The 22,789-nt window shown below is 54.8% G+C and carries 22 protein-coding genes and 5 pseudogenes; 12 read left to right on the top strand and 15 right to left on the bottom strand.

Annotation, left to right across the window (positions count from 1 at the left end; genetic code table 11):
- Nucleotides 1-58 precede the first annotated feature (58 nt).
- From QMK58_RS18330 to QMK58_RS18315, 4 genes are all read left to right on the top strand, one after another.
- Nucleotides 59-1,717: a DUF1302 domain-containing protein gene (locus tag QMK58_RS18330; protein WP_320395224.1), complete on the top strand. Its 1,659-nt coding sequence runs from the start codon at nt 59-61 to the stop codon at nt 1,715-1,717.
- Nucleotides 1,718-1,734: 17 nt separating this feature from the next.
- Nucleotides 1,735-3,093, top strand: coding sequence for a DUF1329 domain-containing protein (locus QMK58_RS18325; RefSeq protein ID WP_320395223.1), 1,359 nt, complete (start codon nt 1,735-1,737; stop codon nt 3,091-3,093).
- A gap of 75 nt (nt 3,094-3,168) precedes the next feature.
- Nucleotides 3,169-4,329, top strand: a complete 1,161-nt coding sequence (locus tag QMK58_RS18320) for an acyl-CoA dehydrogenase family protein (RefSeq protein ID WP_320395222.1) — start codon at nt 3,169-3,171, stop codon at nt 4,327-4,329.
- A 16-nt stretch (nt 4,330-4,345) separates the two neighbouring features.
- Complete coding sequence (locus QMK58_RS18315) at nt 4,346-5,521, top strand: enoyl-CoA hydratase-related protein (protein ID WP_320395221.1); 1,176 nt, start codon at nt 4,346-4,348, stop codon at nt 5,519-5,521.
- Here the strand turns inward: QMK58_RS18315 and QMK58_RS18310 are convergent.
- The 10 genes and pseudogenes from QMK58_RS18310 to QMK58_RS18265 form a co-directional block, all read right to left on the bottom strand.
- Nucleotides 5,518-6,336, bottom strand: coding sequence for a CoA ester lyase (locus QMK58_RS18310; RefSeq protein ID WP_320395220.1), 819 nt, complete (start codon nt 6,334-6,336; stop codon nt 5,518-5,520). The genes QMK58_RS18315 and QMK58_RS18310 overlap by 4 nt on opposite strands.
- 50 nt (nt 6,337-6,386) lie before the next feature.
- Nucleotides 6,387-7,643 (bottom strand): NAD(P)/FAD-dependent oxidoreductase, encoded by a 1,257-nt coding sequence (locus QMK58_RS18305; RefSeq protein WP_320395219.1) that lies wholly within the window; start codon nt 7,641-7,643, stop codon nt 6,387-6,389.
- 55 nt (nt 7,644-7,698) lie between these two features.
- Nucleotides 7,699-9,249 (bottom strand): long-chain-fatty-acid--CoA ligase, encoded by a 1,551-nt coding sequence (locus QMK58_RS18300; RefSeq protein WP_320395218.1) that lies wholly within the window; start codon nt 9,247-9,249, stop codon nt 7,699-7,701.
- A 262-nt stretch (nt 9,250-9,511) separates the two neighbouring features.
- Nucleotides 9,512-10,117, bottom strand: coding sequence for a TetR/AcrR family transcriptional regulator (locus tag QMK58_RS18295; protein WP_320395217.1), 606 nt, complete (start codon nt 10,115-10,117; stop codon nt 9,512-9,514).
- 991 nt (nt 10,118-11,108) lie between these two features.
- A pseudogene (locus QMK58_RS18290) lies at nt 11,109-11,840 on the bottom strand (TIGR03747 family integrating conjugative element membrane protein).
- A gap of 34 nt (nt 11,841-11,874) precedes the next feature.
- Nucleotides 11,875-12,539, bottom strand: a pseudogene (locus tag QMK58_RS18285) (TraM recognition domain-containing protein); the annotation flags it as partial.
- 120 nt (nt 12,540-12,659) lie between these two features.
- A pseudogene (locus tag QMK58_RS28990) lies at nt 12,660-13,028 on the bottom strand (DUF3577 domain-containing protein); the annotation flags it as partial.
- Nucleotides 12,934-13,167, bottom strand: a pseudogene (locus QMK58_RS18275) (integrase core domain-containing protein); the annotation flags it as partial. The pseudogenes QMK58_RS18275 and QMK58_RS28990, both read right to left, overlap by 95 nt.
- Before the next feature lie 526 nt (nt 13,168-13,693).
- A complete protein-coding gene (locus tag QMK58_RS18270) occupies nt 13,694-14,743 on the bottom strand; it encodes a tyrosine-type recombinase/integrase (RefSeq protein WP_320395216.1) in 1,050 nt (349 codons plus the stop codon).
- Nucleotide 14,744: 1 nt separating this feature from the next.
- A complete protein-coding gene (locus QMK58_RS18265; RefSeq protein WP_320395215.1) occupies nt 14,745-14,984 on the bottom strand; it encodes a DUF4224 domain-containing protein in 240 nt (79 codons plus the stop codon).
- Nucleotides 14,985-15,597: 613 nt separating this feature from the next.
- Here QMK58_RS18265 and QMK58_RS18260 point away from each other — a divergent pair.
- Complete coding sequence (locus tag QMK58_RS18260; protein WP_320395214.1) at nt 15,598-16,017, top strand: hypothetical protein; 420 nt, start codon at nt 15,598-15,600, stop codon at nt 16,015-16,017.
- A 38-nt stretch (nt 16,018-16,055) separates the two neighbouring features.
- Here QMK58_RS18260 and QMK58_RS18255 read toward each other — a convergent pair.
- A pseudogene (locus QMK58_RS18255) lies at nt 16,056-16,199 on the bottom strand (Nin-like protein); the annotation flags it as partial.
- 78 nt (nt 16,200-16,277) lie between these two features.
- On the opposite strand from QMK58_RS18255, the gene QMK58_RS18250 reads away from it, so the two are divergent.
- On the top strand, nt 16,278-16,463 hold the full coding sequence (locus QMK58_RS18250) for a hypothetical protein (RefSeq protein WP_320395213.1): 186 nt from the start codon (nt 16,278-16,280) through the stop codon (nt 16,461-16,463).
- A 7-nt stretch (nt 16,464-16,470) separates the two neighbouring features.
- On the opposite strand, the gene QMK58_RS18245 is transcribed toward QMK58_RS18250, so the two are convergent.
- Nucleotides 16,471-17,061, bottom strand: coding sequence for a hypothetical protein (locus tag QMK58_RS18245; RefSeq protein WP_320395212.1), 591 nt, complete (start codon nt 17,059-17,061; stop codon nt 16,471-16,473).
- 163 nt (nt 17,062-17,224) lie between these two features.
- Between QMK58_RS18245 and QMK58_RS18240 the strand changes: the two genes are divergently transcribed.
- Together QMK58_RS18240 and QMK58_RS18235 are read left to right on the top strand one after the other, a co-directional pair.
- Nucleotides 17,225-17,422: a hypothetical protein gene (locus tag QMK58_RS18240; protein WP_320395211.1), complete on the top strand. Its 198-nt coding sequence runs from the start codon at nt 17,225-17,227 to the stop codon at nt 17,420-17,422.
- Between the two features lie 58 nt (nt 17,423-17,480).
- The gene (locus QMK58_RS18235) at nt 17,481-17,825 is read left to right on the top strand and encodes a hypothetical protein (protein ID WP_320395210.1); all 345 of its coding nucleotides are present in this window, start codon (nt 17,481-17,483) and stop codon (nt 17,823-17,825) included.
- Nucleotides 17,826-17,881: 56 nt separating this feature from the next.
- On the opposite strand, the gene QMK58_RS18230 is transcribed toward QMK58_RS18235, so the two are convergent.
- From QMK58_RS18230 to QMK58_RS18220, 3 genes are all read right to left on the bottom strand, one after another.
- Nucleotides 17,882-18,055: a hypothetical protein gene (locus QMK58_RS18230; protein WP_320395209.1), complete on the bottom strand. Its 174-nt coding sequence runs from the start codon at nt 18,053-18,055 to the stop codon at nt 17,882-17,884.
- 1,272 nt (nt 18,056-19,327) lie between these two features.
- Complete coding sequence (locus QMK58_RS18225; RefSeq protein ID WP_320395208.1) at nt 19,328-19,579, bottom strand: DUF1654 domain-containing protein; 252 nt, start codon at nt 19,577-19,579, stop codon at nt 19,328-19,330.
- Nucleotides 19,580-19,789: 210 nt separating this feature from the next.
- Nucleotides 19,790-20,443 (bottom strand): LexA family protein, encoded by a 654-nt coding sequence (locus QMK58_RS18220; RefSeq protein ID WP_320395207.1) that lies wholly within the window; start codon nt 20,441-20,443, stop codon nt 19,790-19,792.
- 110 nt (nt 20,444-20,553) lie between these two features.
- On the opposite strand from QMK58_RS18220, the gene QMK58_RS18215 reads away from it, so the two are divergent.
- The 4 genes from QMK58_RS18215 to QMK58_RS18200 all read left to right on the top strand — a co-directional run bounded on the left by QMK58_RS18215 (nt 20,554) and on the right by QMK58_RS18200 (nt 22,727).
- Complete coding sequence (locus tag QMK58_RS18215) at nt 20,554-20,727, top strand: Cro/CI family transcriptional regulator (protein WP_150755804.1); 174 nt, start codon at nt 20,554-20,556, stop codon at nt 20,725-20,727.
- 59 nt (nt 20,728-20,786) lie between these two features.
- Nucleotides 20,787-21,209, top strand: a complete 423-nt coding sequence (locus QMK58_RS18210) for a phage regulatory CII family protein (protein ID WP_320395206.1) — start codon at nt 20,787-20,789, stop codon at nt 21,207-21,209.
- Between the two features lie 72 nt (nt 21,210-21,281).
- Nucleotides 21,282-21,959 (top strand): phage regulatory protein/antirepressor Ant, encoded by a 678-nt coding sequence (locus QMK58_RS18205; protein WP_320395205.1) that lies wholly within the window; start codon nt 21,282-21,284, stop codon nt 21,957-21,959.
- A gap of 483 nt (nt 21,960-22,442) precedes the next feature.
- The gene (locus QMK58_RS18200; RefSeq protein ID WP_320395204.1) at nt 22,443-22,727 is read left to right on the top strand and encodes a DnaT-like ssDNA-binding domain-containing protein; all 285 of its coding nucleotides are present in this window, start codon (nt 22,443-22,445) and stop codon (nt 22,725-22,727) included.
- Nucleotides 22,728-22,789: the final 62 nt, after the last annotated feature.

Raw genomic sequence — 22,789 nt, 5'->3', positions numbered from 1 at the left:
TTTCAGCCCGGCAGGATGTCCCTCGACAACAAAAAGAAAAATAGCTGGAGGTTTGTCTGTGAATCAAACAAATGGCTTTGTGTGTATGGCTCGTTGGCCAGCTCTTTCCCGTCTGACACTTGCTATCGCTCTGGGCGCCGGTAGCTTGGGCTCGGCTCAGGCATTCACAATTGACACCGATAATCCGGACTGGAAGCTGCGATGGGATAACACGGTTCGAGTGAACTATGTGAATCGTGTTGAGAGCCAGGACAAGGACATTCTCAATCAAGTGAATGCCGACGATGGTGACCGCAACTTTGACAAGGGGATGGTCTCGACACGTGTTGACCTTCTGTCCGAGGCAGATCTGGTCTACAAGCGCAATCATGGCGCACGGGTCAGTGTCGCGGGCTGGTATGACCATGGGTATAGCGGTTCTCTGGATAATGACTCGCTGGCGACGAGCAACCATATTACCAGTAGCGGTGCTCCCGGATTCGGCCTGGACAATAGTGTCAAACGTTACTACCGCGGGCCGTCCGGTGAGCTGCTGGATGCCTTTGCGTTCACCCGGCTGGAACTGGGCAGCGTGACGACAGACATTCGTGCTGGACGTCATGTGGTGTACTGGGGCGAGAGTCTTATGAGTAATGGGGTTCTGCACGGTATTACCTACGGGCAAAGTGGCCTGGATCTGGCCAAGGCAGCGGCGATTCCAGGCACAGAAGCCAAGGAACTGTTCCGTCCGCTGAATCAGATTTCGCTGCAGCTGCGTCCGAATGAAGAGTTATCGATCGCCATGCAGTACTTCCTGGAGTGGGAGGCTTTCCGCATACCTGAGGCTGGAAGCTACCTGGGAACCAGTGATGTGCTACTTGATGGTGGCGAGTCACTGATTGCGGGCAGCAGGCGCTTCCTTCGAGGTCACGACGTGACGCCGGATAACCATGGGGAGTGGGGCGTTGCCGCGCGCTGGTCGCCCAGCTGGATGGGGACCGGCACGCTTGGTTTCTATTACAGAAACTTCGCGGATAAGCTGCCTCAAGTGTTTCTCACGCCGACCACCGGACAGTATCACCTGGCTTACGGGGACAACATCGATCTGTACGGCATCAGTTTGACCCAGCAAATTCAAGGGTTGAGTGTCGGTGCTGAACTGTCGTATCGCGTCAATATGCCCTTGGTCAGTGAAACTGCTTCTATCGTCAACTGGTTGAATGAAGGTGCGGTGCCGGGTGCACGAGGCAATACGTGGCACGGTCTGGTCAACGTCATGGGGGTAGGTGCCGGCAACGGTCTTTGGGACGCCCTGAACTGGTCCACCGAACTAACGTGGAGCCATGTTGACAAGGTTACGAAGAACGAAGCGTTGTACAAGGGGCGTAGTAGCTATAACGCTATAGACAAAGTCGATCGTGACTATGTGGGCCTGGCTCTGAGCATGACACCTACCTTCTACCAGGTGATGAATGGCGTGGATCTGTTCATGCCTGTCAGCATCTCCTATGGATTGCATGGTAACGCGGCGGTGACCTCCGGAGGCAACCAGGATGCCGGTAACTATGTAGTCGGCGTAGGGGCCGATGTGCTTAGCCGTTACCGAGTCGACCTGCGTTACACCGATTACTTCGGGCGGAGCTCGCTGAACAGTGCAGGAGCGCGCGTATTCAACGGTTCGAATGCTCTGCTGCAAGACCGTGGCAACGTCAGCCTCACCTTCAAGACAACTTTCTAATAATCAGGAACATCAACATGAAACGTATGATGATTTCCGGGCTCGCCCTGGCACTGATGAATACCGCTGTAGCTGCGGTATCTGTCGAAGAAGCGAAAAAACTCGGTACTTCGCTGACACTGTTTGGAGCGCAGGCCGGTGCCAGCGCCGACGGCCGTATCCCGGCTTATACCGGCGGCCTTACCAGCGCTCCCGCCGGCTATGTGCCTGGCTCGGGCAAATATGTAGACCCTTTTGCAGCTGAAAAGCAGCTGTACAGTATTTCTGCCAAGAATATGGGGGAGTACGAGTCGAGCCTGACCGAGGGTACGAAAGCCCTGCTGAAAAAATATTCCACCTTCCGCGTCGATGTATATCCGACCCATCGCACAGCGGCTTATCCGGAGTCCGTTCTCAAGGCGACCAAGGACTGTGCAGTCAATGCCAAGCTGACGGATGAAGAGGGTTACGGCTTTACCGGCGGCTTCAATTGCGTACTTTTCCCGATCCCGCAGAACGGTATGGAGGTCATGTGGAACCACAAGACTCGCATGCTCGGTAAATACCTCTCGGTTGTGGATTCGGAAAGCTACAACATCGGCTCCAATGGCCGGGCCGTACTGTCATCCGCTCTTGATCAGGATTTCCACAACGTTTTCTGGGATCCCGATGCCCGTGAGCAATTTGATAAGGGGCAGTTCTTTTCCATGTTCCGTGTCGACTACAAGATGCCGACCCGTCGTGCCGGGGAGATGTTACTGCTCAAGGAACCGGTGAATGATCAAGCGATCGGTCGTAAGGCCTGGGCCTATTTGCCGGGTCAGCGTCGTGTGCGCCTGGCCCCGGATGTCGGTCACGACACTCCGAATCCGACCTCTGCGGGGATGACTACCTATGACGATAACCAGCTCGGCGCTCTGGATCGTTTTGACTGGAAACTGCTTGGCAAGCGCGAGATGTTAGTTCCCTATAACAACTATCGCGCAGTGTTCTGGACACCTAAAGAAGACATGTTGACGCCAAACCACGTTAATCCGGATGCCGTGCGCTGGGAAATGCACCGGGTGTGGGTGGTGGAAGCTACGCTCAAGCCGGGAAAACGCCATGTCTACAGCAAGCGTCGTTACTATGTAGATGAAGACACCTGGGCGGTTTCGGCGGCTGAATCCTATGACAACCAAGGGCAACTGTGGCGCGTACCCTTGCTGATGACGGTTCAGGCGTATGACAAGCAGACGCCATTCTCCGGTTGGACGTCGATGTACCATGACCTCAACTCCTCGACCTGGAGCATGTACTTCCTGCTAAGCGGCGCCAAGTCGAAAGTTATGTACCGTGACAGTCAGCCAGAGGGCTTCTTTAGCTCCGAGGAAATGGCCGGCAGTGGTGTTCGTTAACTAATTTTGCTAGTACAAAGACCGTCTAGACGGTCTTTGTTTAGGATTCCGCAGTCAGTCGAGGATGATTTCCCAATGAGCGTTTTTGAATTCAAAGAGCCCGATATCGTAGGACAAGAGCTGCGCATGCTCCGTGAGCAGGCGCGTCGTTTCGTGACAGAAGTGGTTGAGCCCAATGGTGAGCAATGGGAGCGCGATGGTTGTGTTCCGCGCAGCGTGTTCCGCCAACTGGGTGAACTGGGCCTGCTGGGTATGCGTTTTCCGGTTGAATACGATGGCAGTGAACTGGGACCGCTGGCTTCAGTGGTGATGGCCGAAGAGCTGTCACGCAGCAGCTTTGGTGGCTTTGCCTCATCGGTAAACGTGCATACCGATATGTCACTGGCGCACATTGTTCACCGTGGCACCCATGAGCAAAAGCAGCGCTTTCTGCCCGCCGCTGCGGCTGGTGAAAAAGTGGGCGCCATCTGCGTGACCGAGACGCATGCTGGTTCCGATGTGGCGGGTATGAAGACCCGCGCAGTGCGTGATGGCAATGAATGGGTGATCAACGGTAGCAAGACGTTTATCACTAATGGGGTGTACGGCGATATCTACATCGTGGCCGCGCGTACCAATACCGAGGTCAAGGCCAGCCGTGGCATCTCGCTCTTCATCGTCGAAAAGGGCACTCCGGGCCTGACCGTGGCGCATGAGTTCGAGAAGCATGGCTGGCGTTCCTCCGATACTGCCGAGTTGTTTTTCGATGATGTACGTGTGCCGGCTGAAAACCTTCTGGGTGAAGAAGGCCAGGGCTTCTACTACATCATGAGCACCTTTCAGAACGAGCGCCTGGTTGTGGGAGCCATGTGTGCCGGCCAGTGCGCCAAGGCGCTGGAGCTGACTATCGATTACGTCAAGAACCGCCGCGCCTTTGGCCAGACCCTGTGGGACCAGCAGGCGGTACGTCAGCGCCTGGCCTGGCTGTGTTCCAAGGCGGCCGCTTCGCGCGCCTTGACTTACAGTTGTGCCCAAATGCTCGAGGAGGGGCGCGATACCGTGGCCGAGGTCTCCATGCTCAAGGCATTTGCAGCGGAAACACTGCAGGAAGTAGTGCACGGCTGCCTGCAACTGCATGGTGGTACCGGTTATATGGTGGGTACGCCAATCGAGCGCATGGTGCGAGATGCCCGAATTCTGACCATTGGTGGCGGTGCAACGGAAGTCATGCTGGAAGAAGTGGCCAAGCGATTCTAATCAGAGGAAATTTGCGATGACGATCAATGAATTGGAGGGCCAGGCGCAGCGCTTTTATCAGGCGCTAGCGGCTGGTGACCGTGCTGTACTTGACGAGCTTTTGCATCCGCAGTTTGTTGGTACCACTACCCGGGGGTTGCCGCTGAACCTTGGCGGGGTTTATCAGGGCCCCGAGCAGATGCGTAGGCATTTCTGGGGGACGTTGGCCCGGCACTATCAGGCACGGGCAGAAATTGAACAGATAGTCCGGGTGGCGGAGGATCAGCTACAGGTGGTGGGTGTGTATACCGGCCACGGGATCAAGTCTGGTACGCCGTTGGATGCCCGCTTTGTACATCTACTGCGTTTTCGTGGGGGGCGTCTCCTGGCACTAGAACAGATTACCGATAGTGGGGCGTGGCAGGCGGCGCTGACGCCAGTGGCGACACTGGATGTGCAGGTGGAGGAGGGCATAGCCCTGATTCAGTTGGATCGGGCCAGCGCGAACAACGGTATCAATGCGCAAATGGCACGTGAGCTGCTGGAAGTGGCCAGGCGTTGTGCTGCCGACCCATCGCTGCGCGTCGTAGTGCTGCAAGGCAAGGGGAAATCTTTCACCGTTGGCGGGGACATTGATTTTCTTTCATCGGTAGAGGCCGATGCCTTGCCGGCCATGCTGGGTGACATGACCACGCACTACCATGAAGCGTTGCGTATTTTCAATCGCTTGCCGGTGCCTGTCATTGCCGCAGTGCAAGGCGTGGCTGCCGGTGGCGGGCTAGGTTTGATGTACTGCGCAGATCTGGTTCTGGCAGCGCAAGACTGTCGCTTTGCGTTGGGATTCTCTGCGCTGGGGCTGTCTATGGATGGTGCAAATTCCTGGTTCTTGCCGCGTTTGGTGGGCGCGCGTCGCGCGGCTGAACTGTACTTCGAGAATAGGGTACTGTCTGCCCAGGAAGCCTTGGAGTGGGGCTTAGTCAATCGAGTGGTGCCGGTCGATCAACTTAAGCCCGAGGCGATGGCTTGCGCGCGTCGCCTGGCTCAGGGCGCTGCGACGGGCTTTGCACAGGCGCGTCAGCTGCTACGGCAAAGTTGGGACAAGTCCCTCTCCGAGCAACTGGAAGCCGAAACGGATGCGTTGTGTCGTTCAGCGGCGAAGCCAGAGGTGCAACAAGCTCTCAAGGCTTTCGGCGCTAAAAGGGCACAGCGCTAGTCCTGATCGGGCTCTGCCAAGGCAAGCAGTTTGTTTGCTTTGGCGATGACTGGTGCATCAATCATCTGACCATCCAAGCGGAAGGCCCCGGTGCCCTGGGCGGCCTCAACGACCCGTCGAGCCCATGCAATTGCACTGGCGTCAGGGCGCCAAGCAGTATGAATCGTCGGGATTTGTTTGGGGTGTAGGCAGAGCATGCCGGCAAACCCCATGGCGCGGGAACGTTTTGCGGTAGCGGCCAGCCCCGGATTATCATCCAGAGCGACATACACACCATCGAGCGGTGCTTCCAACGAGTTGGCACGTGAGTGAACCAGCAGCGCATAGCGTGCCTGATTGAGTATGACTTCGGCGGCCCCACCGTCTTCCAGGTTCAGGTCCAACGACAGGTCCACAGTGCCCAGGCACATGCGTCCAATCCCGTGGCAGCTTGCCAGGCTCTCGATGTTGGCTAGCCCTCGGGCGCTTTCTATGATCGGCCAGATCGGTTTCAGGCAGCGTGTAGCTTGGTTAATCTGCTCCGTACTTTCGGCTTTCGGCAAAAGAACCCCTGCGACATTGGGACATGTTCTGCAGAGCTCCAGATCCGATTCATGATGCGGATGTCCGGCGACATTGATTCTTACCAACAACATATGCCCAGGATTTGCTCCGGCAAATTCGGCCACGTTCTGCCGGGCCTGCTCTTTGCTTGATTCATCCACAGCATCTTCCAGGTCGATGATGACGTAATCTGCGCCGCTACCGTATGCCTTGGCAAAACGCTCGGGACGATCACCCGGGACGAAGAGTGCGGATCGCGCGTTTGAGATCATGAAAAAATCCTTTGAAAAAAAGGCGCACCCGTCGGTGCGCCTATTAAGCCTCAAGCTGAAACAGGAGGCAGTGTGAGGAGGGATTTGAGCGGCGTGTCCATATCGGCCAGTTGTTCAGGGCTTAACCGGCTGCGCTGGGCAACAAGCTTCTTGGCGAAAAGGAAGTCTTGCGGGCGATTGACCGCGTCAGCGGAAATGATGGTGCCCTTCGCAAGATAGAATGCGATAAAGGACTCATCGCTCATGCTGCCGCGGATCACTAGCTGGTCGTAACCCGAGGATAGGCCGACCATCTGCAGCTTTAGATCAAACTGATCGGACCAGAACCAGGGCACTGAATCATAGCTGGAGTCTTTGCCGCAGATATTGGCCGCGGCTATTCGGGCCTGCTCCGTTGCATTGGGTACCGATTCCAGCCGCATGGGGCGACCTTCATAAAACCGATTTTCGTGATAGGTACAGTCGCCAATCGCAAAGATGTGAGGGTCGCTGGTGCGTGTATGGGCATCAACGGCAATGGCGCCTTCGGTGATTGCAAGATTGCACTGTTGTGCCAGTGAGATCCCCGGGATCAGACCAATACCAACAATAACCAGATCAGCGTCCAGGCGACGTCCGTCAGCGAGTACGACTTGCTCGACCTGTGTTTGTCCATGAAAGGCCTCAACACCGCAACCAGTTAATATCGAGACACCACGGCGGCGGTGTGCCTGCTCATAAAAATTTGAAAGTTCCGGAGCTGTCACCCGGGCGAGAACTCGGGGCATGGCCTCCACGACGGTAACGTGTAGACCTTTCTTGCAGGCCACGGCGGCGACCTCCAATCCTACATAGCCGCCGCCGACCATGACCAGCCGACGACCAGGCTGCAGATCCAGACGTAAGCGCTCAATATCACTCACGGTGCGGATGTAATGCACATTGCGATGCTGGCTGCCTGGCAGTGTCAGGCGTCTGGCCTGACCGCCGGTGGCCAGGATCAGATGCTCGTAGGCTACGTTCGAACCATCGGAGAGCTGCACCTGCCGGTTGTGACGATCAATGGTCTCGACACGGGTGCCGAGATTGCACTGGATATTGAACTGCTCGTAGGTTTCAGCTGGCTTGAGCTGCAAGTCTTCCACGGTCATATCGCCGAGCAGGAAGGCTTTGGACAGCGGCGGTCGACGATAGGGCAGTTGCGGTTCATCGCCGATGAGGGTAATGCTTCCCTGATAACCTTGCTGGCGCAGTGCGGTCGAGGCTTCACCCCCACCTTGCCCTGCGCCCACGATGACGACCCCGGGGCGGGAATTGATTTGATTCATGTCTTACTCCCAAATGAAGGGCTTGCATGGCTGCGTCCAGGCGTTGGCTGATGGGTCAGCCGACACGACGGCTGTGGTCTTTCCAGTAGGGCGCACGCAGCTCGTTCTTTTGGATTTTGCCGGCACCGGTAACCGGGAGGGACTCGCGGAACTCGACGCTGACCGGGCATTTGTAGCCCGCGATAAGTTCCTTGCAGTGCGCGCGCAATGCTTCGGGTGTCATGTTTCGGCCCTGATGCAGTACCACCAGTGCATGGACTGCTTCGCCCCAGCGTTCGCTTGGAATACCGATTACAGCCGAGCAGGCAACGTCTGGGTGCAAGCTGATAGCGTTTTCAACCTCAGAGGAGTAAACGTTTTCGCCGCCAGAGACGATCATGTCCTTGACCCGGTCCACCAGGAACAGATAACCCTCGTCATCCAGGTAGCCGGCGTCTCCTGAATGTACCCAGCCATTCACCATGGTCTTGGTTGTTTCCTCTGGGCGGTTCCAGTAGCCAAGCATCACGCCCGGGCCACGGGAAATGACTTCGCCCACCAGGCCGTTGGGCAACTGTTTGCCGTCATCGCCAATGATGCGAATTTCCATGCCCCAGATGGTCTTGCCAGCTGAGCGAAGTCGATCCGGATTGCGCCCCTGCGGTGTGTGGCAGAATGCCGACAAGACAGTATAGGGTCCGCCGGTTTCGGTCATGCCGTAACCCTGCAGGAACTCGACATTGGGCAGAGCGCTGAAGCTGCGCTCAAGGAGGCCTTCGCTGATGGGGGAGGCGCCATACAGGATGCGACGCAGACTGCTGAGGTCGTAGTTGGCAACTTCTGGGTGGTCGACAATGCGCTGGATCATGGTTGGAACCAGCAATGTGAAGGTGACCTTTTCCTTTTCGATCGCTTCGAGGATCTCAAGGGTGTCAAAGCCATTAATGATGGTGCAGCGGCAACCCCGGACAAATGCACGTATAACGACGCACATACCTGCTTGGTGGAAAATAGGCGCAGCGCAGAGCACCACTTCATCTTCCCGGTAGTCCAAGTCCAGCAGGTACGCCAGGGCATTGCTCAGCAGGTTGGTGTGACTCAGCATGACGCCTTTGGGGAAACCGGTCGTGCCACCTGTGTAGAAAACACCGGCGAGATCCTGATCCTGGCGCTCGGCATCCTGCACGGGCGGGTATTGCTTCAGTAACTCTTCATAGTTTGGCAGCCCTTCAGGGGCGACTCCGTCACCGGCGAAAATAATGGTTTTCAGCGATTTTGAGCGCGCACGCAGCTCTTCAGCCAGAGGTGCGAAGTGCTCATCAATCAGCAATATCTGGGTGTTGCAGTCGTCCAGCGAGTAGGCGATTTCCGCCACACTCCAACGGGTATTGACCGGGTTGAGGGCTCCACCGCCCCACCAGACGCCCATCATGTATTCCAGGTAACGGTCGGAGTTTAAAGCCAGAATTCCGACTCGATCTCCCCCCTCCATACCAAATGCTTGCAGGCAAGAGGCTAGGCGAGCAACGCGATCACCGAACTCGGTCCAGGTACGGCGCCGATTCTGGTAGTGGTAAGCCTCCTGGTTCGGCTTTTGCTGAATCAGCCGATGGAGAGTCTGAGTCATCTGGAAGTGCATATGGGTACCTCTTGTTATTTTTGTAGGCGCACGGGGCGATAGGTATACGGACTATATAATAATCCGTCCGGACGGTCTGTCAATGGCTAATGCGTGTCTCCATGTTGTGTTTTAGACGGGCTGAATGCAAGTCCGATAAACCGTACCCAGCGTTAGCCGTTGAGTCGCCGACTCAACGGCTTGCTATGACAATCTGGGCAGCAGCTTCAAGGTTATGGTCGCGCAAACCCTATCCACGATAGTAGGGGTATTAAACGGGTGGGGTGCTGTCTTGAAAGCCTGCGAGGAAGAGGTGAGAAATGCGTGAGGCCAGCTCTTCGGGGGAGACGGCGCCGTTTTTCTCATACCATGTGAAGGTCCAGATCACCATTCCGAATAGCAGCATGGCGTAGGGTGTGCGGACTTTCACGGGGGTCATTAAGGTTGGGTTAATTTCCTGTAGCAGGGTAATCAGCATGGAAACCAGGTGGGTTTCCAGTTTGAGCACTTGCTTGCGCTTGTCTTCAGGCAAGAACTTGATGTCGTTGACCAGTACCAGGTGTTCATTTCGCGAATCGGCACTGCATCTGATAAAGGCCGTGACGAACTGCGCAAAGCGCTCTTTAGCCGGGATTGGGCGGCTGGAAATCGTGCTGAGTTCATCGCTCAGATTCTTGATGTGCTCGATGATGATGTCGAAAAGGACGTCTTCCTTACTGGAAAAGTAATGATAAATTCTAGACTTCGACGCACCGCAGGCTTTGGCAACGTCGATCATGGTTGCACTACCAAATCCTCTGGTTGCAAATAGAGCGGCTGCCTTTTTCAGAATGAGCTGTTTCTTGTCGTCGTAATCGTCTGCTCTGACGCGGCTCATGGGGTTTATTTGCTCCTGTCTAGTGTATAAAAAATGCCTAATCCTACCTTTTTTTAGTAGGTGGCGCTCGATAGCCTAGGGGTTTCCGTATCCGGCAGAATGGGCTGAAGCGGCTCTGGCTAACGTGGCCGGGGCTGAAAAGCGTCATGTCTTCGTTTTCAGCGTCGGGAATGGCTCGCTTAGTTCACCCTCCGATCAATGTCGCATCACAAGGGCTCTCTGAGTTAGAACACGCCGGTCAGTTCATTGTCAGTACGCGGCACCTGTGCCACGGGTTTGTTTTCCCTCAGTCGGTGTTCGTAATCAAGCATCAAAGGAGGGCATTCGCCAGGCCCTGCGTAGATGAACGTCTACAGAGTGCTGCAAGCCCCCCGGATTTCACTGCCAGTGTTTTGTATTTGTCGTCAATGAGTAGAACCCACGCTTGGCAGTCATCCAATGAGTAGGTCATCTTACTAGGGCTCCAGCGAGCGTTCATTGGGTTGAGGGAACCGACAGCCCAGCATTCCTCTGACATCTACTCAAGGCAGTGGTCGAAATAGAGGCCTAACATCGCGATGGACTCCGAGGTTAATCAGCGTCGAGGTTAGGTGCGCTTGCTTGGTCAGCCCGGGTACGTTCCCGTTCATTGCAGTGGGAAGCTATGTGCATGGGGTTTAGAGTAGCGAAACGTTTGTACCGTTGCAGTGAACTGGAATTTCATGAGGGTCTCTTGGTCTCTTTATGGCTATGACGCTGGACGAGTGTAGTGGACTGATTGAATAGCAATTAAATAATAGACCGACTATACGGTCTTTGATTTTTGGATTAAATCACATCCTTTGAGTATTTTTCTACAATCTTGAGCTGCTGCTGGTCGTACAGCAGGTCAAAGTCCGGGCGATAAAGTTGCCATCGGACGCTTAACAATGGCAGTCAAAGCTTTTAGTTTATTTTTATTATTCTTCATATCATATTGATATATAAGCAAAAGTAAGAGTTTATGTCGCACTCAGAGATATTTTTTGAATGTCGCCGCTGTGATGGCCATGGCCACCCCGAGCATCACGGCGCAAGGCAGAAGTACGGCCATTGGGTTGAGCGAAAAGGGTAGGGACAGGTAAGGATCCAGGGCACGATCAGCAGTGGGATGACCGCTCGCTTGGCCCGGTGATAGACAAAGCTGCTTTCTCGCCCGGCGCCAAATTTACGCAGGTCACGGCGCATCAGACCGTCGATGAAACCGGTGAGCATGGCCAGCAGAAAAAAGGGGGGGCGCCAGCGCTAGAATGGTCAGGCGCACCACGAAAGTGAAGGTGGCATACACCGCCGCCAGGACAAAATCCTCAATACTCACATACCGCTGACTGATCCCTCCCCACAAACCGTTGTCTTGGCTCGACACTCGCGCCTGCTGGGCGAAATCCATAAAACCGGTCTTGACCAGTAACCACTGCTTGAGGAAATCCAGCCACTGGACAATCGTCTGTCCAGGCTGTTGGACAATCAGTGAGAGTGTGAAGTGCTCACTGAGCCAGCCCAGTTCGCTGCTCAGCATCGCCTGACAGTGTCGCCAACCTTGATCACCCCAGAACAGCAGCAGACCGACGAGCTCGACCAGGATTGAGAACAGCAACGAGGCGATCAGCAAACCTATAATGCGCAGGACCAGGCCTATCGCCGAAACGATCAGCCCAGGGCGCTGGATGGGTTGCGATGGAGGGCGCTGAACTGAAGTCACCATCTTTACTCCAAAGCGCGGTGCAAGTCCGACGGCGTCACGGCGCCTCCTGAGTGGGCGCACTCGTATCTACTGCTGAAGAAGTGCGTGGAGGCGTAACCCGATCTGGATCGAAGTCGAGCGTCGGACCGCCCCCGCTCGCGCTCCACCAGTGTCCCGCCTGCAGCTGGCGCGCATCCGCTGAGCCAGCTCCTGCAAACTCTTGGGCATGGCATCGTCCGGCGAAGGCTTGGGCAGTGGCATGCGGACTTTCCAGAGCTGCCCGCCCACCTGGAAGGAGAACATTTGCCCCTTGGGCAGACTAACGATATGCGCTGGCTCGATCAGGGGCACGCTGTTGCTGCTGACCCGATCTTGGGAGGACGAAGTGAAGTCCGTGTTGGCCTCGGGGTTGGAGGTGTCAGTGGCGCCCGAGACCAGGGTTTTCGTCAGCACGTTGATCTTGGGCAATTGTTGGGTGAGCAACTCGGCAGTGGCAGTTTCGCGCACCCGGAGCATCTGCAGGGTGTTGAAGTTACCGATGACCTGGCCGGCTTTGGCCCGGTTGCCGATGCGCGCCTCGATATCGCTGAGGGTCTGGGTGTAAGCCGTCACCTGGATGCCCGCGCCGCCGCCTTTGTTGATCAGCGGAATAAATTCATCGCCCATCAATTCGTTGAACTCATCGGCGTGCAGGTTGATCGGTAGCTTGTCGGCGCTGCTGGCGTCACGGCCCGCGGTGCGTGGAGTGGGTTGAGCCTCCGCTTCGGCATCCGCCGACGTTGAAGAGGATTCATGATTTGACGTTTGCTCAGCAGGGGCTGTTGCTTCCTGCCGGGCGGGCGCTTTGTACTCGAGCGAGCCGTTGACCTTGATCCAGTCGATGAAGAACAAACGACCTTTCAGGCTTGCGCCTGGCTGGCCCTGTCTCTCACCTTTCTCGTAGAGAAACGGATCGATCCACAGATCACCAACACGAAACGACAGCAAAACCTTTTGCTCGGCTTTGACGGCGTCCATATAAAGACGAATCAAGCGTTCAGCTTCGCCGCCGGCGACCTTGCAATCGAATCGGGTGTATTCCACCGCATCGGAGGCACCATGTAGGGTGTAGTGGTCAACTAATCCCGGACACGACGTTAAGTTTTTTCTCGGCCTGAGCTGGGGCCAGTCCGTTGTTGAATTGGTGCGGTCTAATCCAGTTGTACCGATGCATCAGGTAATGACTGATGTCGCGGTGCGCTTCTTGAGCTGTCATGTAGCCCACAGTCGGTATCCATTCAGTTTTCAAGCTGCGAAACACACGCTCCATCGGCGCGTTATCCCAGCAGTTACATCTTGGCGACTGGGTCAATTCGGCGTCGGCGCCAACAGACGGTAGATGCGAGTCTCGTTTCCCGCTCCAAAAACGCAAAAACGCCGCTCACTGAGCGGCGTTTTTATTTATGCGTGATTTGTTGGACTGCGTCGCAGTGAGATCACACCTCTGTTTTCGTTCCGGCGCTTCCTGCGGAAGCTGACTCAAAACCCGTTCTTCAGGGCTGCGGGTGCAGGCAAGAGACCATACGAAGAATTAGCCGCTGGTCGAAAAGTAATGCTTTATCCAAGGTGTGGGCCGAAGTGTGGGCTGCAAGTTTTTCCAAAAGCCAGAGACGACAAAGCCCTGAAAAATCAGGGCTTTGTCGTATAAAGATGGCGGAGGCGATGGGATTCGAACTCATGGACCTGTTACAGTCGACGGTTTTCAAGACCGCTATTTAAAGTCGCTAAATACGCGGCGTGCAGCGATTTTCCGTTCCATTACTTTCATTTTTGAGCACCTCTACAGACCGCATTCTACAAGGGGTCTACTTTGAGTTATGGAACGCTTTTTTTGGCTATTTTGACGGTCTAGCAATGGCGCCGATACGTCGATAAACCCGCTCGGTGATGTCGCCTTTGGTGTGCCCTAACAGTAGGCTCGCCTCGCCAACATCGGAGATTTCCGACGCAGCCTTCGGCCTGATATCCCTGAACTGGAACCCGCCAATCTTGGCCGCCAGTAGTTCGTCGCCGACCTCGACCGCAGCCAGCTTTGCCTTATCGCGAGCAGTATCCCAACGCTTTCTCAGCATCGTCGCGGTCATCCGCTTGCCGTGTCGGCTGACGATCAGGTAATTCGAAACATGCTGAGCATTGCGCTCGGTTATCTCTGCGATCAGTCGGCCCAAACTGTTTGCTTCTCCGCCAGTCGTCATCTGAATACGCAGCTTTTTGTTCGTCTTGTTTTGCTTCACACCCAGATATCCCCCTTCTGCATCATCCTTTCGCATCACCAGGACATCTGCCGGCCGTTGCCCGGTAAGGTAGGCCAGGTCCATCGCGTCTTTCAGCTCTTGAGCTGCTTTTTTGTAAACCGCCTCCCACACCACATCATTTGCGTAGTAGTCCCTCGGTGTTTCCTTGTTTTTGCGCACGCCCTGGCATGGATTCTCCTTTGTTGTCAGGCCCCACTCCCGTGCGATGTTGAAAACGTGGGACAGGGTGGCGATCTCGCGGTTTGCCCGCACCTTTGCCGTTCGCGCATCCCGGTATCCGGCAATTGTGGCTGGCGTGATTGAGTCGATAGGGGCGCTGTCGAACATAGGGCGAAGCTGCTTGATCTCCGACAGGTTGTCCTTCTGGGTGCGCGGTGCTTTCTTGGAGACGATGTCGCGGATATACCTGTCGAAGATGCCCTTCATGGTGCGTAGGTCCAAGGGCTTTTCTTCGGCTTCGAGTTCGGCCCATTTGATCCTAGCCTTATCTAAGTCCTTCCCTAGAGGTATGTCCTTGCCGAGAAAGTCACGATAGTAGTACGCCGTCCATACTTGGCCGTTTTTGCGAGTTCGGGACCGCTGATACATTCGAGGTGGGAGATGATGGTGCTCGGTCTTGCGCGGACGCATATCAGTTCACTCGCGAAAAGTCGGGCGTCCATACTGGCGCTGTGGGCGCAGGGGCCGGTTTGAGAGAAGTAGCTATCACCATGCCCAGTTTCATTCGGGCATAGTACCGACCAACTCGTGGGCGATTACGGCTTAACTCGTACACCCACTGGCGATCTATCAGCCATTGTCTTTGGCGTGCTGGGACCTTATAGCCGGTGAGTTCCACGAGCTCTTCCTTCGAGAGGATTTCGGATTCCATGTGATGTTCCATGCCGCGCGTGGCGGCAGAAGGTTGGGAGGGGGTAGGGCTCGGCAGACTTTCGCCTAGCCGCCGAGTCGATGCGTTTACATCTCGGGCCCGTCGGCGGACACTATGCCCAGGTACGGGGTGATAGCTGGGCGCGGTCGATGAGCCACTCGGCGAACGTTTGGCGGTCACGCAGCTTGGCGATCAGACGCCAGAATATCGTGCCTATAGGGATTCTTCTTTCCCACAGTCGCGATCCATGGAAATCAAGGGATAGGTGAGATGAGGGTAGCAGACGCAGATATTTGGCTCTGTTTAAATTCAGAAAAGAATTTACGTTTTTAATGGAGTTTTATACGGACTCTATTATTGCATTTAGAAGTCTCTCTTCAAGCGACTCATATTCAAGCAAGCAGGCTGAGCTGTGTTTTCATAAATTATATGTTTCGTTTGAGGTCTATCTGTCTGAACTTTTTGTAGCAAAAGCAATATCGATCCATCTCAATATCAAAAAACGCTTCACTCTCATGCATTGAGTTCTTTTTCAAATGCTGTCCCTCAATGGTTGAAAGACAGAACCGAGTTCAAGACGGAAAAACATATAAAGCTGGATGATGTCCGGATAATGCTTGATGCGGATCAAGCGAATATTACGTTCAAAAACGTAAAGGATATGAAGGATAAAGCAAAGAAATGGATCTCTTCTGATCTGTCAAAACCAATACTTTCGTTGCGACCTGAGGACGAATCTTTGATTCATGCCGCTATCGCGATGAGGAATTTCATAGCTCATGAGAGTCAGAAATCACGGCGCTTAATGAATGAGGCTTTGAGAAAGTTAGGGGATCATTCTGATCACTCGGATCTAAAGATTTCTCACAAAGATGTTAAAACCGTTGGCGCGTATCTCAAGGCTTTTACGAACAATGGTCCAAGGTTTTTAAGTTTGGCAGTAAAGCTTGGTAATTTGGCAGAAAAACTTGATCCCAATGTGAAGAGCGTTAAGGCTCGCCAAGCTAAAGAGCGCCGTATGAAAGAGTTCTAGCGCTGTCAGTCGCCACAAAAGCAGACAATAGCCTCGTCATGGTCGGTGAACATATCGAATTGGGTAACGATCAGATCGCTCAGGTCTTCGTTGTTGTCCAGCACCTTGCGCAGCATGTAGGCGCTGGTGCATCCGCCGGAAAAGCTGACGACCGTCGTCCCGGACAATTTGTAGGGGGACATAGGGGATCCTCGCCGGCTGGCGTGATTCGTAAATTGGGATGATGATTTGCACCTGGCGCAAACCTGACGGTGGCTGCGATGAGTGCGAAAATCGATGTGATGGCTCTACGATTTATCGGCGATGAGGTGGTTCGGTTGCTCAGCCTTCCCGAGGAAATGCTTGACGAGGCCGAGACTCGCGCAGGGCTTCGAGTGATTGCTGAGTTGGCCCGATGGCGGGAAGTTGTCTACCCGGATGAGTTAGCGCTTCAGCGCAAGGGGTGAGGGTGGGTTAGGCGGTTTTGCCCATGATCTCTTCGTATTCCTTTTCGAACTGCCAGCGCTTGACCTCTGTGAACTCTGGCGGTGGAGTCCAGAGCAGGTGGTCAAGGCATCCGTCCATGCGAGTGCCCGCATTACGATCCGCTTGGTACTGCTCAAGCGCCCGCGGATGATCATCTCGCCATGGGACCGATACGAACCAGACCCCAGCAGAATCTTTGCCGCAGAGTGTGGGCCCATACCAGCGATTGCTTTCAACCAGAGCTGGGCCGGTATGAAGGTCGACTACCTTAAGCGCCTCCTGCAATTGAGTCGGTACGGTTAGTGCGTCAATCCGCTGCTGCAACGCCTTTCCAGCCTTCGTGCTTTTCTTTGGAAGCCACAGCGCGCCCGATTGTTTCCAAGATTTTGCATCCTCGGGCCCCGGCGGGCTGAACTTGAGGCCCGCAAAGGCTCGACCAGCATGTGCGCTGAGCGCACCGACATCCCGACAAAGGTCGTCCCATTGTTTTGTGGCAGCCTCACGCTCGGCAAATATCTCTTTGATCCGATTTACAAGGAGACCGGTTGTGACGCGGAAGTAGCGCTTGTACACGCTCATGGTGGTACTCCGATCAGGCGCCGCCCTCCGTGACCGGATGCGACAGTGGCAATTTGATTTTAGGTGGGGTATTACGGGAGCCGGCATCGAGCCGAGGAAATAGGAAGGCAATGAACATTCGCAAAGCTATGATCGACAGCGCCCCCTTCGCAATTAGGCTGACATGGGTGATTCTGTTGTGCGTACCGGCGTCTTGGATACTTATGAGCCCTGCCGCCAAGCTTCAGGGGTTCTATCAACTTCTGAGAGCGTGGCGGCGGCTGCTTGGATGCAAGCAATCGTTTCTTATATTGGCTATTGCTGGCGCTGGCTTCTTTCCTCTATTTTCTTTCATGAAGCTAAAAAAGATCGCCCCCAGTGACGACTGCGTAGAATTTTGCTTTTACTATTTATAAAACCAAAAGGAGCAGCTCCGACTTTTGCACAGTACGCTTTTGAATGCTGTTAACGATTTTGGCGAGAACTCCATCAATCCATATCTTGGAAATCAGTGGCAGATGAAGTGGCCGCCTCACATTGAGGCACTGCGCTCCATCCTTATCACCGATCTCGATCCTGGTCAGGTTTACATGTTGACTGAAATGAAGGTGGGTGCGGACTTCGCCTGGTCTATTTGCTTGCGGCTAAATGACTGGAATGTCATTGGTGACAAGGAGCAAGTAGATATTCAACAGCTTCACCATTATCAGGCCTGGGCGGCGAGCATAGCGCTGGAAACTTACTGGGCTAAGGCACAATGGGAGGACGTTAGTTCCGCGGTTTAATGAACTCATCTCCCGGATCTCGCTTTAGTTCCGCCAAGCTCTCGTCCTGAAATACTTCAGACACTATCTCGCTTGCCTCCTTCCACGTCGTGACACCGCGAAGCGCCATCGCTGCGCGCTGCGGTATCGAAGTCAGCGGCACTCACATTGCGCAGCAAATTCTGATACACTTTATGCTGGTTGTTGAAGCCGTTTTCTTTCATCACTTGATTGAGATCCGGCTTGAACACGCCGGCACCCTTCAATAGTTAACTTCTCGACGCCTTCTGCGCGCAATTCTCGGCCGCTCCCTTCTTGCGCTTCTTGCGTTGCTTTTGGGCTTCCTCCGTCAGCCCCGGCTTTTCGGCCATGGTGGCCTGACTCTTCAAGTCCGTGTGCCGGTAGACCCAGCCAAGTCTGTTGGCGGCGTTGGCGCACCAACTTGCGAATTGATCTCAATGTCCTGCGCCGAAGTAGGCGAACAAGATCAGCAGGAACGCGGAACCGGTGGTCCAATGCAGAAGCGTGCGAGCGAATGCTTTCGCTGGCTTGTGGCTGGCAGCGAACTGGCTGGCATTGTTATGACCAGACGGCTCACTTTTTTCCGTACCAGTGGAGCGCTCGATTACTTGAAATGTGATGCCGCCGCCTGGTGCAGCGGTGTAGTCAAGTATGCGAACGGGCTCATCACGACCTGGCGCGTTGGTACATTTTGGTGGTGGCCTGGGACGTCTGGAACCGCACCCCTTGGAGGATTGCTTGGCTCTGTCTGATCGTTTGGTTCATGACGATTCCTCAGTGTGGGTTGCGTGTATTCGTCAGCACTCGGACCGGTTGCTGGTTGCCGTTGCGCGCAGGGGAGAGTGCTGACGGATAAAGGCGTGAAAAAGAAAGGCCCGTTGGACGTTCGGGCCTTTCGCAGATGCAGTGATCTTTGGGCTATGGTTTATTTCATGATGGTCATCCTCGAATGCGCGCCGTTGGCATCTTGGCGGGCGCTCGCCGTACTCTGGTTTGTTGCATGCGGGTGGCCGGTATAAGCCGGGATTTCGTCCGCATCGGTGAACTCTGAAGCGATGGCACAGAGACCATCCAACAATCGTTGTGCTTCAGAGCTCACCGATGCGGCCTGGTGCTGGGGAGTACCAAGTGCTCGGGCAGTTATCGTCAGGCTGACGTGCAGTGGTGCAGTTCAACCTATTTCCGCCGGAGTGGCGGGGCGGCATTGCTTGCCGGGTCATTCACACGGTTCTGGCTTTTCACCATCGAGCAGCCGTCCAGGTTGTTCCTGTCGTGGGCAGGCTTTCGGGCCTGTCTGCTCGCCGGTCGCCGGTAGAGGCAATGCGGTCTGTTGTTTGTTGCGCTGACTGTTAAAGAGTGGCGCGGCTTTCGCTGCTGGCCGGTTTCGCTTGGCTTGGGATAATTTAAGCAAGCTGAAATAGAAGAGTCAAGCATGCTGAATTAATAATTCAGCAATCTGAAACTCATGGGCGTAAAAAAGCCCGCTCATTGGCGGGCTCAATTCACGATTCGCAGTACTGTCGCCACCCGATCCTTACAACGCCACTTTCTAGGCGATCCATTCTGATCCCGTCTGTTTCTTCAATTTCATGAAGGATATGTAACCACGCTTCAGCAGATTCGTCCTCTGACCTGGTGATTACGATGGATTGGGTTTTCTGCGCATCCGGTGCAGAGATCAGGTGTTGGATACGTCGGCGTATAAGCTCACAGGAGGTCCCAACTGAGCTTGCAGGAGGTGGGGGGCGATGCATGCAGTGATCCTTAGTTTTATCGTTTGGAAGCGCCCCATAAAATGTCAAATGTTTGACGTGCTGGGATATCCCATTTCAGCCAACTGAAAAAGCTTTGTGCAAAACAGAGAAACGCACACCGCGGGCGTAAGAGAAGTGAAAGACTTGAGTGGACCGAAGAAGAAAAGCCCGCGCATGGCGGGCTCTATAAAGGCAGACAAGATGGACGTCCTATAACTTTTGTAGCGCCCTAACCACGACTCCAACAATTCGGCAGTTCTCTGCGCACATCTCTGTAGGGTAGGCAGGGTTCAAAGGCTTTAAGTAACGTCGACCACCGTCATCCACGAGCTTCTTGAAGGTAGCCTGGTCACTGTCCGCCAATTTGGCCACCACTAGTTTTCCGGACTGAACGTCAGCCTCGGTATCAACCAGGATCAGCGTTCCCTCAGTCACGCTTGTCCCGACCGGAGATGTCATCGAGTCGCCCTTCACCTCAAGCCAGAAAGCCGGGCCCTTTGAGTTGTAGTCCGATAGCTCGTATCGATCTGAAAACCCGGGAGGGAAGGACCCGATTAACTTTCGCCCATCACCAGCGGCAACCCAGCTGATTACCGGGTATCGAAACGACTCGACTGGTTGACGTGTGTCCTTCACGTTCGAATCGGAAAGCTCCGTTTCTGCGCCTTCACCTATAGCGAGCCATTCAGCGCGGAAGCCAGTCGCCTTAGCTAACGCATAAAGATTTTCAGGGCGCAGGCTTTTACTTTCCCCTGAAATCCACTGCGTCACAGCAGAGTTCGCAACCCCACATAGGGACGCGATTTCGCCTTTCTTTTTCCCGCTGAGCGCGATGGCTCGGGCAATACGTTCGTGTCTATCCATGACGCCAATATTAAGTTAGCTGAATTTAAGTATGCAGAGCTTTTAAATCCTCGTTGACGCAATAACTTAAGCATGCTGAAATTGCGGCACGCTTGAACGAGGAATGCGCAATGAATACGCGTGAGGTTGCCGAACATTTCGGCAGCAAGAAAAAACTAGCAGTGGCGTTAGGTATTCATCCCAGCGCCGTGACGATGTGGGGGGAAACAATTCCGGAGTCCCGTCAGTACCAAATACAGGTTCTTTCTAAAGGAAAGTTCAAAGCCGCTCGAACCGTTCGGTGAGACGAATTTTTACCAATCTGCTGGCAAATCGCTACGGAAACAAATCTGAGGTTTTACGAATGGAAGGTTTCTTTAGGGCCTGTCACGACGTGGTCAAGGACGCGGATACCAAGAAGCTTGCGACGCTGATGAATATGCCGCCCGTGAGCCTGCTCCAGCGCGCGAATCCAGACGACGATGGTCACTGGATGAACGTTAAACATCTCTATGCGCTGTTGCTGCACTCAGGCGACATGCGCCCACTTGCTGCGCTGGCCGACGAGTTCTGTTTTGACCTGGTGTCCCGCGAGAAGCCGTCGGCCAAACCGCTGATGGTAGCGCTGGGTCATCTTTCTGCTGAATGCGGAGATGTTGGCCGACTGATCTTCGATGCTGCCGAGGACAACCACATCAGTCAGCACGAAAAGGCTCAAGGCGATAAAGCAATCCTTGAAGCAATCGACGCGCTGCAGGTTCTCCGTGTGTCGTTAAAGGCTGCCTGAATCGCAGGCACAAAAAAGCCGACGGAGAAGGTCGGCTTTTTCAACACCAGCAGTAAAACTAGAGGATCCATTATGAACACGATCGTCGCTAACCAGAACAATACGGTCAGCATGTCGAGCCGGGAGATCGCCGAACTCACGGGGAAGCAACACAAGGACGTCATCCGCGACATCCGTGTGATGTGCAAAGCCCTGGCTGATGATGGCGCAGATCTGCGCCATCTCCATGAGATCAAGGATGGGCGGGGTTATACCGCGGAGTTCCGCCTTGGCCGGATCTTGACTGAAACCCTTTTGACTGGTTACAGCATCCCGCTTCGTCACCGTGTCGTGACACGATTGAGCGAACTCGAAAACGTGTCACGACAGGATGTCACGATTCCCCAGACACTGCCCGAGGCTCTCCGCCTGGCGGCCGACCTAGCCGACCAGAATGGCAAGCTTCAGCGTGTCATCTCAAAGCAAGCACCTAAGATCGCCGCCATTAACCGGTTGGCCGCCGCTGGCGGTGCCATCTGCATCACTGATGCGGCAAAACAATTGGGCATGCAGCCGGCACGATTGTTCGCATGGCTGGAGCAGCGCCGCTGGATCTTCCGCCGCCGCGGCTGCAAGCGCTGGGTTGCCTACCAGCCTCGTATCACCTCTGGTCACATGACCCACAAAGTCACAGCCCTCAAGCCTGACCCCAAAACCCGGAATCGAGCGGGCTGCCTTCGACCTCCCACAAAAACATCCCACCCTCGCTGAACTTCTGCAGGAGGCCGCGCGTAATGGCCCGCATACGTACCGTCAAACCTGAGTTTTCTGGTCCAGTGAGCAGGTCATGTAATGCAGCGCCCGCTCGCCCCTGTTTATTGGGATCTGCAATTTCGGCGATGACGCAGGCAATCACCTTTGCCGCCCAAGACCCTAGAAGGCTCTTGTGTTCCCTCGGTATTTCATCACTGCGAACCGTGTTGCCGATCTGCTCGCCGAGCTTGAGTCGAACGGTCTTCTATCGGTCTACTCCCATTCGGCGAAGCTGTACCTTCATGTGAATGGCTGGCATCACCAAAAGATTGATAAGCCGACTATCAAGCACCCGTCTTTCGTTCAACCCCTAGAAGACCGCCTTCAACGAACACTTCTGCCATGCATTTACGAGAGACTCGTCGAATGGTCGCGGAGCCCTCACCCCTGGAGTGCTTGGGAAACAGAGATCTACACACCACACCGCGTGGTCCATTTGCAATGAGTTTGGATTGGGCGCCCGACTCGGATCTGCTCAATGCCTACTCCATTCGTGCCGGCCTCAACGCCTCGGTGTTTACCCCGGACGCGATATTAGGCTTCGTCCTGCACCACGAAGCCAAAGGGCTCGCTCAGACCGAGAAACAGTGGGTTGCCGCACCAGTTGGCAGTGTGAAGCGCGACAACGTCAAAGCTGCTCGGGTTGTTCCACTTCGTGCCCGGCAAGCAAACGGCCCTGATTTCGATAGCCGGGACTGGGCTGACAACCTGGACGCTGTCCTGTGAGCAAACCTGCGCCGATGAGAAGCGCGACCCAGCTCATGAAGTCCGCTGGTGCCACCACAGAC

The organism is Pseudomonas sp. P8_241 (genome assembly GCF_034008315.1).
In the GTDB taxonomy this organism is placed as follows: Bacteria; Pseudomonadota; Gammaproteobacteria; order Pseudomonadales; family Pseudomonadaceae; genus Aquipseudomonas.
Note: the sequence above shows the minus strand (reverse complement) of the source record. Positions and strands in the feature narration are given on the sequence as shown.